Annotated in this window: 15 protein-coding genes and 1 tRNA gene; 7 read left to right on the top strand and 9 right to left on the bottom strand. The window is 58.5% G+C overall.

All coding sequences use genetic code 11. From position 1 onward, the window contains the following. Positions 1 to 89: 89 nt before the first annotated feature. The gene (locus ACR0IR_RS13845) at positions 90 to 821 is read left to right on the top strand and encodes a hypothetical protein (RefSeq protein ID WP_170365275.1); all 732 of its coding nucleotides are present in this window, start codon (positions 90 to 92) and stop codon (positions 819 to 821) included. A 33-nt stretch (positions 822 to 854) separates the two neighbouring features. Here ACR0IR_RS13845 and uvrB read toward each other — a convergent pair whose 3' ends face one another. After that, complete coding sequence (uvrB, locus tag ACR0IR_RS13840) at positions 855 to 3041, bottom strand: excinuclease ABC subunit UvrB (RefSeq protein WP_170365273.1); 2187 nt, start codon at positions 3039 to 3041, stop codon at positions 855 to 857. Positions 3042 to 3201: 160 nt separating this feature from the next. On the opposite strand from uvrB, the gene ACR0IR_RS13835 reads away from it, so the two are divergent. From ACR0IR_RS13835 to ACR0IR_RS13825, 3 genes are all read left to right on the top strand, one after another. Beyond that, positions 3202 to 3513 carry an ETC complex I subunit gene (locus ACR0IR_RS13835; RefSeq protein WP_093963390.1) on the top strand — a complete coding sequence of 104 codons (312 nt, stop codon included), beginning with the start codon at positions 3202 to 3204 and terminating at the stop codon, positions 3511 to 3513. Beyond that, a complete protein-coding gene (locus ACR0IR_RS13830) occupies positions 3514 to 3990 on the top strand; it encodes a GNAT family N-acetyltransferase (protein ID WP_170365272.1) in 477 nt (158 codons plus the stop codon). A gap of 21 nt (positions 3991 to 4011) precedes the next feature. Further along, a tRNA-Arg gene (locus ACR0IR_RS13825) sits at positions 4012 to 4088 on the top strand. A gap of 392 nt (positions 4089 to 4480) precedes the next feature. Here ACR0IR_RS13825 and ACR0IR_RS13820 read toward each other — a convergent pair. The 4 genes from ACR0IR_RS13820 to ACR0IR_RS13805 form a co-directional block, all read right to left on the bottom strand. Further along, the gene (locus tag ACR0IR_RS13820; RefSeq protein WP_170365270.1) at positions 4481 to 4855 is read right to left on the bottom strand and encodes a YidH family protein; all 375 of its coding nucleotides are present in this window, start codon (positions 4853 to 4855) and stop codon (positions 4481 to 4483) included. A 124-nt stretch (positions 4856 to 4979) separates the two neighbouring features. Continuing rightward, positions 4980 to 5480: a Dps family protein gene (locus ACR0IR_RS13815; RefSeq protein WP_170360286.1), complete on the bottom strand. Its 501-nt coding sequence runs from the start codon at positions 5478 to 5480 to the stop codon at positions 4980 to 4982. A 69-nt stretch (positions 5481 to 5549) separates the two neighbouring features. Continuing rightward, on the bottom strand, positions 5550 to 7175 hold the full coding sequence (locus ACR0IR_RS13810) for an acetolactate synthase large subunit (protein WP_170365268.1): 1626 nt from the start codon (positions 7173 to 7175) through the stop codon (positions 5550 to 5552). 51 nt (positions 7176 to 7226) lie between these two features. Next, positions 7227 to 7388 (bottom strand): DUF1328 domain-containing protein, encoded by a 162-nt coding sequence (locus ACR0IR_RS13805; RefSeq protein WP_093961673.1) that lies wholly within the window; start codon positions 7386 to 7388, stop codon positions 7227 to 7229. A 123-nt stretch (positions 7389 to 7511) separates the two neighbouring features. Here ACR0IR_RS13805 and ACR0IR_RS13800 point away from each other — a divergent pair, with 123 nt between their 5' ends. Further along, a complete protein-coding gene (locus ACR0IR_RS13800) occupies positions 7512 to 7796 on the top strand; it encodes a DUF883 family protein (protein ID WP_170365267.1) in 285 nt (94 codons plus the stop codon). Between the two features lie 166 nt (positions 7797 to 7962). On the opposite strand, the gene ACR0IR_RS13795 is transcribed toward ACR0IR_RS13800, so the two are convergent. Next, positions 7963 to 8817, bottom strand: a complete 855-nt coding sequence (locus ACR0IR_RS13795; protein WP_170365265.1) for a formate/nitrite transporter family protein — start codon at positions 8815 to 8817, stop codon at positions 7963 to 7965. Between the two features lie 187 nt (positions 8818 to 9004). On the opposite strand from ACR0IR_RS13795, the gene ACR0IR_RS13790 reads away from it, so the two are divergent. After that, positions 9005 to 9196, top strand: coding sequence for a PLD nuclease N-terminal domain-containing protein (locus ACR0IR_RS13790; RefSeq protein ID WP_170365264.1), 192 nt, complete (start codon positions 9005 to 9007; stop codon positions 9194 to 9196). Between the two features lie 95 nt (positions 9197 to 9291). Here the strand turns inward: ACR0IR_RS13790 and ACR0IR_RS13785 are convergent, their stop codons facing one another. After that, positions 9292 to 9690, bottom strand: a complete 399-nt coding sequence (locus tag ACR0IR_RS13785; RefSeq protein WP_170452354.1) for a hypothetical protein — start codon at positions 9688 to 9690, stop codon at positions 9292 to 9294. A gap of 63 nt (positions 9691 to 9753) precedes the next feature. Here ACR0IR_RS13785 and ACR0IR_RS13780 point away from each other — a divergent pair, with 63 nt between their 5' ends. Next, the gene (locus ACR0IR_RS13780; protein ID WP_170365262.1) at positions 9754 to 10503 is read left to right on the top strand and encodes a Crp/Fnr family transcriptional regulator; all 750 of its coding nucleotides are present in this window, start codon (positions 9754 to 9756) and stop codon (positions 10501 to 10503) included. An 86-nt stretch (positions 10504 to 10589) separates the two neighbouring features. Here ACR0IR_RS13780 and ACR0IR_RS13775 read toward each other — a convergent pair whose 3' ends face one another. Continuing rightward, a complete protein-coding gene (locus tag ACR0IR_RS13775) occupies positions 10590 to 11159 on the bottom strand; it encodes a PRC-barrel domain-containing protein (protein WP_170365261.1) in 570 nt (189 codons plus the stop codon). 155 nt (positions 11160 to 11314) lie between these two features. Then, the gene (locus ACR0IR_RS13770; RefSeq protein ID WP_170365259.1) at positions 11315 to 11935 is read right to left on the bottom strand and encodes a PRC-barrel domain-containing protein; all 621 of its coding nucleotides are present in this window, start codon (positions 11933 to 11935) and stop codon (positions 11315 to 11317) included. Between the last annotated feature and the right edge of the window lie 70 nt (positions 11936 to 12005).

Below are 12005 nucleotides of genomic sequence, written 5' to 3'. Positions count from 1 at the left end.
GTGGCGGTATGGTGATTTCATCAGACGTACGATTTCCCTTGAGTTCTAGATCTATCTATGATTTCTAGAACCTAGATTGGAGGTTCTAGATGAAAGAAATTAAAGTATCAACCGACGTCTTTGCTTTGATCTGGTCGTTGCGAATTCGCGGCGAAGAAAACGAAGACGATATTCTTAGAAGGGTTTTGAGCCGGGAGGATAAAAAATCACCAGAGGCAACGCAGCAAAAGTCCAATGATAGACTCGGTTTGGTTGATCGTCGATTTGGAGTGCAATTCAGCGAAGGCTTCCAGATACACAGAACGTATCTAGGAAAAGAGTACCAAGCAATCGTAGTTGGCGGGCAGTGGCAGATTTCTGGATTAAGTGGCAGATATTCAACGTTAAATGAGTTAAGCCGCGCGATCGGAACAAAAACTGAAAACGCATGGGCCAATTGGTTCTTTATTGATGCAGCCGGTCGACGCAAACCCGTTTCTGTTCTTCGAGATCCAAATACTGTCACCACTAGAAACCAAAAAAAAGCGGCCACTCAAAGGAGTAGTGATGACATGATGGCGCCCGATGCAAGATGGTGTGACGATGTTAGGTCAGCCTTAGATGAATTGGGTGGCAGGGCGCACCTGTCGAAGATTTACGATAAAGTGGAAGAAATCAGACAAAGTGCAGGTAGATCTACGCCTAAGAGTCTAGAGGAAGTGGTTCGGAAAGAACTTGAAATGCGATCATCTGACTCGGAAGTTTTTGACGCAGCGCGAGGAGAGGATTGGTTTTGTTTGCCCGAGGGCAAAGGAGCGGGAATTTGGGCCTTAAGAAACTAGCTCCCAGTCACTGGTAGCTTTCAGCCGTCTGAGTTATCGCTTCCTTCTCTTCACATTCCCACCCCGCTGCCCGGGCCGCCCAGCCGTTGACCGTCCCTGCGAGCGAATTGCGTCTTCCGAGGCTTTCTCGACTGCCCATTGCCGCGCCATGGGGTCGTCGGCGACGGCCAGATCGACAGCTTCCAGACGCTTGATTTCGTCGCGGATGCGGGCGGCCTCTTCGAATTCCAGGTTCTCGGCCGCCTTGCGCATCTGCTCGCGCAACCCGTCCAGATGGGCCTCGAGATTGGCGCCGTGCATCGGTTTGTCGATGGTGGCGGTGACGCGGTTCATGTCCACGTCGCCCTGATAGAGACCGGCCAGAACGTCCTCGACATTCTTCTTCACCGTCTCGGGCGTGATGCCGTGCTCCTCGTTATAGGCGATCTGCTTGGCGCGGCGGCGGTTGGTTTCTTCCAGCGCGCGCTCCATGCTGCCGGTGATGCGGTCGGCATACATGATGACGCGGCCCTCGGCGTTGCGCGCGGCGCGGCCGATGGTCTGGATCAGCGAGGTTTCCGAGCGCAGGAAGCCCTCTTTGTCGGCGTCCAGAATGGCGACCAGACCGCATTCGGGAATGTCGAGCCCCTCGCGCAGCAGGTTGATGCCCACCAGCACGTCGAAGGCCCCCAGCCGCAGGTCGCGCAGGATCTCGATCCGCTCGATCGTGTCGATGTCGGAATGCATGTAGCGGACCTTGATGCCCTGTTCGTGCATGTATTCGGTCAGGTCTTCGGCCATGCGTTTGGTCAGCGTGGTGACCAGCGTGCGGAACCCCTTGGCCGAGACCTTGCGCACCTCGTCCAACAGGTCGTCGACCTGCATCTCGACGGGGCGGATTTCAACCTCGGGGTCCAAAAGGCCCGTGGGCCGGATCACCTGTTCAGTGAAAACGCCGCCGGTCTGCTCCAGTTCCCACTTGGCCGGCGTGGCGCTGACGAATACCGACTGCGGGCGCATGGCGTCCCATTCCTCGAACTTCAGCGGGCGGTTGTCCATGCAGGAGGGCAGGCGGAACCCGTGTTCGGCCAGCGTGAACTTGCGCCGGTAGTCGCCGCGATACATGCCGCCGATCTGCGGCACCGAGACGTGGCTTTCGTCGGCAAAGACGATGGCGTTGTCGGGGATGAATTCGAACAGGGTCGGCGGCGGCTCGCCCGGGGCGCGGCCGGTCAGATAGCGCGAGTAGTTCTCGATCCCGTTGCAGACGCCGGTGGCTTCGAGCATTTCTAGGTCGAAATTGGTGCGCTGTTCCAGCCGCTGCGCTTCCAGCAGCTTACCCTCGCCCACCAGCTGATCCAGCCGCTGGCGCAGCTCCTTTTTGATGCCGAGGATCGCCTGCTGCATCGTCGGTTTCGGTGTCACGTAGTGCGAGTTGGCGTAGACCCGGATCTGCTCCATCGTGTCGGTGCGCTCGCCGGTCAGGGGGTCGAACTCGGTAATCGCCTCCAGTTCCTCGCCGAAGAACGAGAGTTTCCACGCGCGGTCTTCCAGGTGGGCAGGCCAGATTTCCAGGGAATCGCCCCGCACCCGGAAGCTGCCGCGCTGGAAGGCCTGATCGTTGCGGCGGTATTGCTGGGCCACCAGATCGGCCATCACCTGCCGCTGGTCGTATTCGTTCCCGACCTTCAGATCCTGCGTCATCGCCCCGTAGGTCTCGACCGATCCAATGCCGTATATGCACGACACCGAGGCCACGATGATCACGTCGTCGCGTTCCAGCAGCGCCCGGGTGGCCGAGTGGCGCATCCGGTCGATCTGTTCGTTGATCTGCGATTCCTTCTCGATATAGGTATCGCTGCGCGGCACATAGGCTTCGGGCTGGTAGTAGTCGTAGTACGACACGAAATACTCGACCGCGTTGTCCGGGAAAAAGCCCTTAAACTCGCCGTAAAGCTGGGCAGCCAGCGTTTTGTTGGGGGCGAGGATGATGGCGGGGCGCTGGGTTTCCTCGATCACCTTGGCCATGGTGAAGGTCTTGCCGGTGCCGGTGGCGCCCAGCAGCACCTGATCGCGCTCGCCGTCCAGGACACCGGCGGCGAGTTCCTTGATGGCCGTTGGCTGGTCACCCGCCGGTGCAAACTCCGTATGCATGACGAACCGCTTGCCGCCCTCGAGCTTCAGGCGGGCGCGGACATCGTCGACTGTCAGCTGGGTTTTGTCAGAATGTGCATAGGGCATCGGCAGGCTCCGCTTGGGCTTCTTACATTTGTTCTTATTTTGTCCGCATGCAACCCCTGCAGCGCCGGTCATTTGCGTGGCCCTGCGGCATTTGCAATCTTGTCCCCGCCCGCACTCTGACGCATAAACGGTCGCGACCAACCGAGTATGGAGAGGCGACATGCGCGCACGGATTTACCAGCCTGCAAGAAATGCGATGACGTCGGGTATGGCCAAGACCCGCAAATGGGTTTTGGAATTCGCGCCTGCGTCGGCGCGCGAGGTTGATCCGCTGATGGGCTGGACATCGTCTTCTGACACGCAATCCCAGGTTCGCCTGAAGTTCGACACCAAGGAAGAAGCGTTGGACTATGCCAAGGATCATGGCATCGAAGTTCTGGTCAGCGAACCGCACAAGCGCAAACCCAACCTGCGCCAGCGCGGGTATGGCGAGAATTTTGCAACAGACCGCCGCGGTCCCTGGACCCACTGAATGATTGACATCCGCGAAGCGGATCCGACTTCGGCTGCCCTGCGGCCGGTGGTCGAGGCGCATTTCGCGCACAGCGAAACCGCGGGACCCGCCGAAAGCAATCACACAATGGATGCCGAGGCGCTCTCTGGGCCGGATATTCGGTTCTGGGCCCTGTTTGACGACGACGAGCCTGTGGGGTGCGGCGCATTGAAGGCTTTGCCGGACGGGACGGCCGAGGTGAAGTCGGTCCATATCCTGGCCAAAGCACGTGGGCGCGGTTTGGCGCGGACGATGATGAACCACCTGGCCGAATGCGCACGCGCCGACGGAATCTCTGCTCTGGTTCTGGAAACCGGCGCTGCCCATCTGGCCGAGTACGACGCCGCACGCAAACTCTATGAAGCGTTGGGATACAGCTATTGCGGTCCGATCTTTGGGTATCGGGACGATCCCAACAGCGCGTTCATGCGCTTGGCTCTTGAACCCCGGCCCTAAACCGATCAAGAAGGGCCCAGCGGTCCCGTAGCTCAACTGGATAGAGCAGCTGACTTCTAATCAGCAGGTTGAGGGTTCGAGTCCTTCCGGGATCGCCAGTTCCTGATCATAGTGACGTTCGACATCCAAAGTCCGTTTTTGCGACAAAAAACGGCTTTTTTGAATTGCACTCGAACCTGCTTTGCCTTTAGCGCTGATCTTTCAACGGCTTATTCGCGATGCGGCGGTTCATTCAATCTGACCGGGTCCGATAGCACAGCCGCAAGCCGTTGCCTGATCATCTGGACCGGTATGCCGAAGTTTTGTCCCCAGGCGGGGACTGCACCCGCTGCGGCGGCAAAGCAAGCCGAAACCCTGATCGTGCAATGGCGTCTCCACTACACTACCGTCAGGCCACACAGCGCATTGGCTAACGTCCGCCTGCACCAGAAAGCATCGCCCGATGGACCGAAGGCCCGCGATGATCTTAAAATCGAACGGGCCACCTCAATTAGACAAGCCACAACACGAGACAACATGCGATTGATCCGAGGGACAGGCTCCCAACAACCAATTGCAAGTGGAAGCGAGATGCCGGTTGGGCGCTGTGCGCTTCCAATCGGGAATATACGCGGCGGGCGTTCATCCAGGCTCCCCAATAGATCAGCAGCGAGATCAACACAAAAAGAGTGGCTGCGGCTTTTGCCAGCCACTCGGGCTCGACGGCGGAAAATACGGCCTTGAGGCCAAGGGCGATGGCCACGCAGGCCATTCCGGTTCTCATCCAACCCGCAAACGTGCGCTCATTTGCCAAAATGGTGCGGTCTTCGGCCCAGTCGGTCCGCTCCTCGGCCAAGTTTTGGCTTTTCGTGTTTTTTTTAGACATTGCCGCCCTTTGGACTGGTCACCAGATCAGAATGTGCAGGCTTGCCGGTTTTTCGGCAAGCCTGCACAAGACTTTAAACGCGCGCCGTCGGGTCGCAAAAAGACACACGCGCCCGCTCACCGCGTCAGCTTGATTTCGAGATCGCCCGCAGCATCCAAGCTGCCTGCTCATGAAATGCCGAACGTTCGGTCGCCAGATCTTCGGTCACGACGTCTTTGCGGCTTCCTGCAAGCTCGGTCAGGGCGTGCAGGCGGTGCGCCACCCGCTCGTGATCGGCGGCCAGATCTTCGATCATGTCGGCGGCGGACAGGTCCCCTTCGCGATCCTTGATGGCCGAGAAATCGAGGATGTCGGACATGCGCGAGGGTGCCAGATGACCCAGCGCGCGGATGCGTTCCGCGATCTCATCAGCGGCGGCGAACATGTTTTCGTACTGTTCTTCGGTCAGCTTGTGAATCGAATAGAACAGCGGGCCTTCCACGTTCCAGTGATACGCATGTGTCTTGAAGGTCAGCCGGTAGGTATCGGCCAGAACATCAGCCAGACCCTTGGCCAAGGGCGCGGTGTCGCGCACGCCAGTGGAAACGGGGTTTTCGTTCGGGACAACGTTCAATGCGTCGGTCATGACAACTCCTTTTTTCTACTGGGGAAGAAACGCCCAAAGGCGGATTTGGTTCCACTTTCGGCGGAAAAATCAGGTGACGGTGGGCATCCCGCCATCAGCCGAATAGTCGACCGGCACCCGCAGCAAGGTCGGAACGGCGACGTCAGCCGCCGCCTGCAGCGCAGGAGCAAGTTTGCTGTGACTTTCGATATCGTGGTAGACCCAGCCAAAGGATCGGGCCAGTGACTCCCAATCGGGGTTGCCGAAGGAAAACTCGCGCGCACCTGGCTGTTTTTCGTCGATCAGACCATAGCCGTTGTCTTCCCAGACCAGAACAGTCACGGGCACGCACAACCGGGCCGCCGTCTCCATCTCCTGAACGTTCATCAGGAAGTCCCCATCACCACAAACGGCGATCACCCGACCCTCGTCCAACAGACGGGCAGCCTCGATCGCTCCGGGCAGCGCAAGGCCCATACCGGCCAGGCCGTTCGGAATGATGATTTGCCCCGCCCGGCGCGCTTGAACCTTGCTGGCGACCCAAAGTTTGTGCAGGCCAACGCCAGACAACAGAACGTCGCTTTCGCGAAGCGTTTCGGAAATCGCCTGACATATGTCCGACGGCGCGACACAAGCGGCATCGGAAGGTGTTGGCCCACCTTCCAGCGAGGCGTCAATCCTCCGCTGAAGATCTTTGAACCAGCTTTGCGGGGGACGTTCGGCCGTGGCCTTTGCCAGAACGTCGATGCAGTGCGGAAGGTCGCCTGTCAGAGCGGCCTTTACCGACCAGTCCACATCAACAGTCGAGGCCACATCCGAGATCTCGAGAACCGGCTTCTTACCGCCGATCGAGATGTTCGAGGGTGGATATTCAACCGGGTCAAACCCGATGGCAATGATCAGGTCGCACAGGTCGAAGGCTTCTGATGCCAATTCTTTGCCCGGCTGACCGATCGAATGCAGCGAGAGCGGGTGTCCCGGAGGCAGAACGCCTTTGGCCATGAACGTCGTGACGACCGGGGCCGACAGGCTTTCCGCAAGTTCCCGAACGTCGCTTGCGGTGCCGGATCGGATCACCCCGTGTCCCGCTAGGATCAAGGGCTTTTTCGCCTCGGCCAGCAGGCGCGCGGAACGGATGACCGCATCGGCCGCCGGTCGTACCTCCGCTGGCGGTGGCGCCACGAAAGGTTCGGCCAGAATCGGAACCTCGGCCAGATCCTCGGGCAGGGAAAGATGGACGGCTCCGGGTTTGTCGAGCTTGCTCAACCGCACGGCCTCGGCCACGACTTGGGGAATTTCATCCGCGACCATCAGCGTTCGGCTCGACTTGGTGACTGGCGCGAAGAGCGCTTCGAGATCTATGATCTGATGGCTTTCGCGGCCCAGCCGGGACCGCGCACCCTGTCCCGTGAGGGCGATCAGCGGCACGTGGTCAAGCGTGGCGTCAGCCACACCGGTGACAAGGTTGGTCGCCCCAGGCCCAAGTGTCGAGAGGCATACCGCCGGGTTCCCCGTCAATCGACCGTGAACCGATGCCATGAACGCCGCCGATTGCTCGTGCCGGCACAGGACGAAGTCGATGCTCGACTGGTCGATTGCGGCGATCAGATCGGTCGTTTCCTCACCCGGAACACCGAATGCACAGGTCACGCCGTTGGCCTCGAGGCAGGCAATCAGCAATTCGGCGGCGGTTTGGGTATGGACGGCATCTTTCATGGGGCTTTGAACCTCGGGGTACTGTTTCAGGGAGTGCGGATGCGCCGGAGTTTACCCACGGATCAGCCGCAAGATCAGCGAACCGATGAACAGGACCAGAAAGATCACGAAAAGGATCTGCGCGATACCGGCCGAGGCCGACGCGATGCCGCCAAACCCGAAGATGCCAGCAACGATAGCAAGTGCGAAAAAGATCAGCGCCCAGGACAACATGGGATTTCCTTTCATTTTTGTGACTACTGACGGGTCAACGCTTGGAACCCCAGATTGGTTCCGGATCATTTTGGTGGAACCTTTGGCGACCGCCCGCGTTGGGTCGATGAAAGGAGATCTGACATGACACAGAAAACGGCGAAGAAGGCCCCTCAGGACACTCCGCATGTGGAGATGGCGGCGCGGATCGACGAAGTGGCCAAGGAGGCCAAATCAGCGTTGGAAGATGGCGTAACCGCAACGCGTGACACGTTGAAGACGGCGCGCGACGAGGCGCAAAAACAGCTGACACAGACATCCGAGAAAAGTGTCGCATTCGTGCGTGAGAACCCGGGTCTGGCAATGGTCGGAGCGTTGGGCGTGGGTGTCCTGCTGGGCCTCGCGCTGCGCAAGGCGGACCGCAGTTAGAACACGCGGTACACTGCGACCGATATGGGCATCGAATACGTATTGCCGGCCATGCTCGGCTTGGGTTTGGCCGGTCTACTGATCTGGTTTTTCATCAGGAATCGCTGACAGCGCTATTCGTCACTGCCACGCCAACCAACCCGCCATCCCAAAGACCCAAAGCGCCTCAGCCGCGCTTTGGGTCTTCTTCTATTTCGGGTTTGATCTGGGCGTAGGCCAGCATCGTGAAGACAGCGGTTCCTCCGATGATGTTGCCGGCCAGTACGGGCAGGAAAAAGCTGAAAACGGCTGCGCCTACTGGCAACTGCCCCTGAAGCATCAGAACCGCCATTTCCACCGAACCGGCAACGACGTGGGTAAAGTCACCGGCCGCAATCATCCAAGTGAAGATCACGATGACCAGGACCTCGTTGTTCTGTGCCGAAGGCAGCATCCAAACGATCGCCGCAATCAGGATCCCCGCCGGTATTCCGCGCAGAAAGCCAACCCAGGCGCCCATGCCGGTGGCGTGGTGGCTCAGGTCGTTGATGACCGAGACGAGTTCGAGTGACAACACCGGCGTATGGATCAGGAAGGCAGATATCGCAAACGCCCCCAGCACATTGGCACCCAGTACGATTGCCCAAAGCCTCGCGGTTTTGGTGAAGCAGGCAACGGACGGATTTATCATGGCTGGAACGACAGTCGTAATCGTGTTTTCGGTGAACAGCTGCATCCGCCCCAAAATGACTAGGACAAAGCCGAGGGAATAGCCCAGGTTCTCGATCAGAAAGCGCCCGCTGGTTTCGGGCAGATGTGCTCGCAAGATCGCTTCGCCCAGCACCGAAAAGCTGATCAGCACGCCTGCGGCAATCCCGGACCAGAACAACGCTTTGGTCGGGCGGTCCAGTTCCTCCTCGCCGTTTTGGCGGATGGTCTCGAATATCAGGCGCGGAGAGAGGCCGGACGCTTCTTCGACCGCTTCGCGCTCGCTCTCTTTCTCGACAAGATCTTTTCGCGGCGCTTTGTTTTTATCGGACATTTTGACCCCATGTATCGACCTTCAAACCCAACGTTCTGCCGGTCGTTTTGGTTCCGTCAGGCACAAAGTTCCTCAAGCCACTTACCAGAACTGGGGTCACACCCAGATCTTTGTCGGGAACTTTCGGCCACCTATCGCGTTGTTTCCTCGTAGGAACAACGACACGTAATTCGAAAGGAACTTCGGTATGGTGGAAGTATATGGCATTGGCGGTCTGATCGTCCTGGTTTTGTCGATCTGGGCCATAATCTCGATCATCGGTTCGTCTGCGACGACCGGTGCGAAAATCCTGTGGGTCCTTTTCGTTCTGTTGCTTCCGGTCATCGGATTCATCTGCTGGCTGGTCTTTGGCCCGAAGGCCGCGCGCAGCGCGATCTGATCAGTTCGGAAATTGTCAGTACAAAAACAAAGCGCGGCATCGGCCGCGCTTTTTTCGTTCAAGGATATTGGGGGCACAATGCGCCCTGCGCCGACTCACCCAGGATCTGAACCGACCTTCAAGCCGTTCCCACTGAAATCGATGGATGCGATCTTGCGTGCAAGATCTGCGGCCGTGAAAGGCCGTATCAGAGCCGCGCATTCAAATTGCGCTTGCACCTCGGGGGACGGGTCCAGCAGCAACAGTGCACTGCCGCGTTCAACCAACAGCCGCGCGACGGCGTCAAATGACGTCTCACTTCTGCGATAGCTCAGAACGCTCAGGGCCGGGGCGAATTCGGGGTCCTGCCAGAAATGCCCGCCCGCGTGCAGCTCGCGGATATGGACAATGCGATCGGGCGAAACTCCGGGGATGGCGTCACTGATGTCCGCTGCTTCGATAAAGTTTTCCGTAACAATTAAAACATCTGCTACGCTGCGGGAAGAGGCTTCCATAAATACCATCCTGAAATCTGTTCGATGCCACCGTAGGGCAATCCCGCAGCGCCGCAATAAACTATGACACAGCAACGAAAAATTTCTCTGATCGCATGTGCGGACTGTCCGCTGAGGCAGATGGATGTCTTCCTGCCGTTCTCGGGAGACGACCTGCGGTTCATGCAGGGGTTCAAAACCGGCGAGATGCAGGCCGAACCCGGAACACAGCTGTTCATCGAGGGTGCGAAATCCGCGCATCTGTTCACGGTTCTGAGCGGGATGGGCGTTCGTTACAAAACGCTGGAAAACGGTCGCAGGCAGGTCATCGGCTTTGTGCTTCCAGGCGATCTGGTCGGGTTGCAGGCTGGGGTCATGGGCGAGATGCGGCACTCGGTCGAAGCGACAACCGCGATGCGGCTGTGCGTTTTCAATCGCTCTCGGCTGTTCGAGTTATATCAGAACCAGCCTGATCGGGCCTTTGACCTTACATTCCTGGCAGCCGTCGAAGAGCATTTCCTGGGCGACGCCCTGACAACCGTTGGCCAGCGCGGCGCGATCGAGAAGATCGCGTGGAGCCTGCACCGCTTCTACACAAGGTCGCAGGCCGTCGGATTGGCAAAAGGCTTGCGGTGTCCGCTGCCCTACCGGCAGCAGGATCTTGCGGATGCGTTGGGCTTGTCGCTGGTTCACACGAACAAGACCCTGCGCCGGCTGAAGGATCTGGGCCTGGCCGAGTGGTCCAACAATGTGCTGCAGATCAACGATCTCGAGGGTCTGGCCGAGCTTGGCTTGGTCGAAATCACCGAAGCCGTTCCGCGCCCGCTGATCTGATCGCGGCGGATGGACAGAAATTGAAAACCGCCGACCGAAAAATCGGCCGGCGGCTTGATCACATGCTTTGCGACTGAGGAGCCGTTTTACGACCCTTCGTAGGCCGGCATGTCCTTCAGCATCTCCTTGTCAGCGTGAACGAAGGCATAGGTGGTATCACCATCGACTTCACGCATCAGCGACACGCGCGAGAAATCGATCAGAACATCCTTTTCCCCCAAGCCGAGGAACCCGCCGACGCCGATCACGGCCCCATCGACCGATCCATCCATGTCAACGACGACCTCTTCGATCTCGCCGATCCACTCTTGCGAGACGTCATAGACGCGCATGCCGGTCAAGTCTTCGGCCGGGATAGCGCCTTGGGCAACGGGGACATAACCCTCGATGTCGATGGTGGTTGGATCAACCGCATCAGCCATCTGTCCGGCTTTTTCGCTGATGTACTCACCGGTTGCTTCGGCTGCCTGGTCGACGTCTTCCGCCGTGTTCTGCGCAGCGTTCTTGATATCCTGCGCGGTATTGGACAGCGCATCACCGGCTGCCTCGGCTGCCTCTTCCAGGTTCTTGCCGACTTCTTCGACATTCGAGCTTTCTGCATAGGCCGATGCCGACATCACCAGAACGATCGAAGTTGTGGTCAGAAAACGTTTCATAGCTCACTCCTTTGGTCTGTTCTGACCGCGTTTCCCGCGGTCTTGTTGAACAAACGAATGACGCCGCGACTTGTTCCCAGAAAAATGCAAAAATATCTGTTTTGAAAAGAAAAAAACCGCGCATCTGCGCGGTTTGATAAGCCGTGTCCAGATACTCAGACCGGGTGCAGCGGGTCGGAGGACCTGGACAGTACCAAATAGTGTTCGTCGTCGGGAATATTGCGTAACTCGGCGAACGGAAAACTCAGGATATCTGGTCGCCCGTCGATCAGAAGAAACCGCAGTGCCTTGGTGTCAGGGTCGAACTCAATATCCTTGAATCTGCCCAACTCACCAGTCGAGTCAAACACGGGGTTGCCCTGCAACTTCGTAAACCATCGGAAGTTGCTACCGGGTGGCGTGGGTTGGGGGCGTTGGCGGAGGGCGTCATTCAGGACCGCCCCCATCACAACCGGTGCAATCGCGTTGCCGAACGGCCCTATGACCAGGGGCGGCAGGCCTTCGATGGCCACTGCAAGGGGATCTTCGTCGTCTTTGCGCTGATGAAGGTGATCCAATTGTTGTTGGGAGAACGCGCACTCTATCTCGCTTGCGCCAAGATCGAGCGTATCGGCCGTGAACGCCACCGGGTCATTCCCCCCGGTCATGCTCAGATTGACCAAGACGTACTCCAACTCGGTCTGCCCAGCGCGGATGGCGATATCGGAAACGCGACCAATTGCGTGGTCGGTTCCAGCTGAGACAACGGGCGTGTTGATGAGGTCAGACAGCTTCATGCGCTCGTGATTACCTTTGGGGTCGGTCTTGGGAGTGTGTGGGGCGCCGTTGGTTTGACGCCACCCCACG

It is taken from the genome of Ruegeria sp. CF2 (assembly GCF_056537385.1).
The sequence above is the reverse complement of the archived record's forward strand: the minus strand, read 5'-3'. Positions and strand labels throughout refer to the sequence as shown.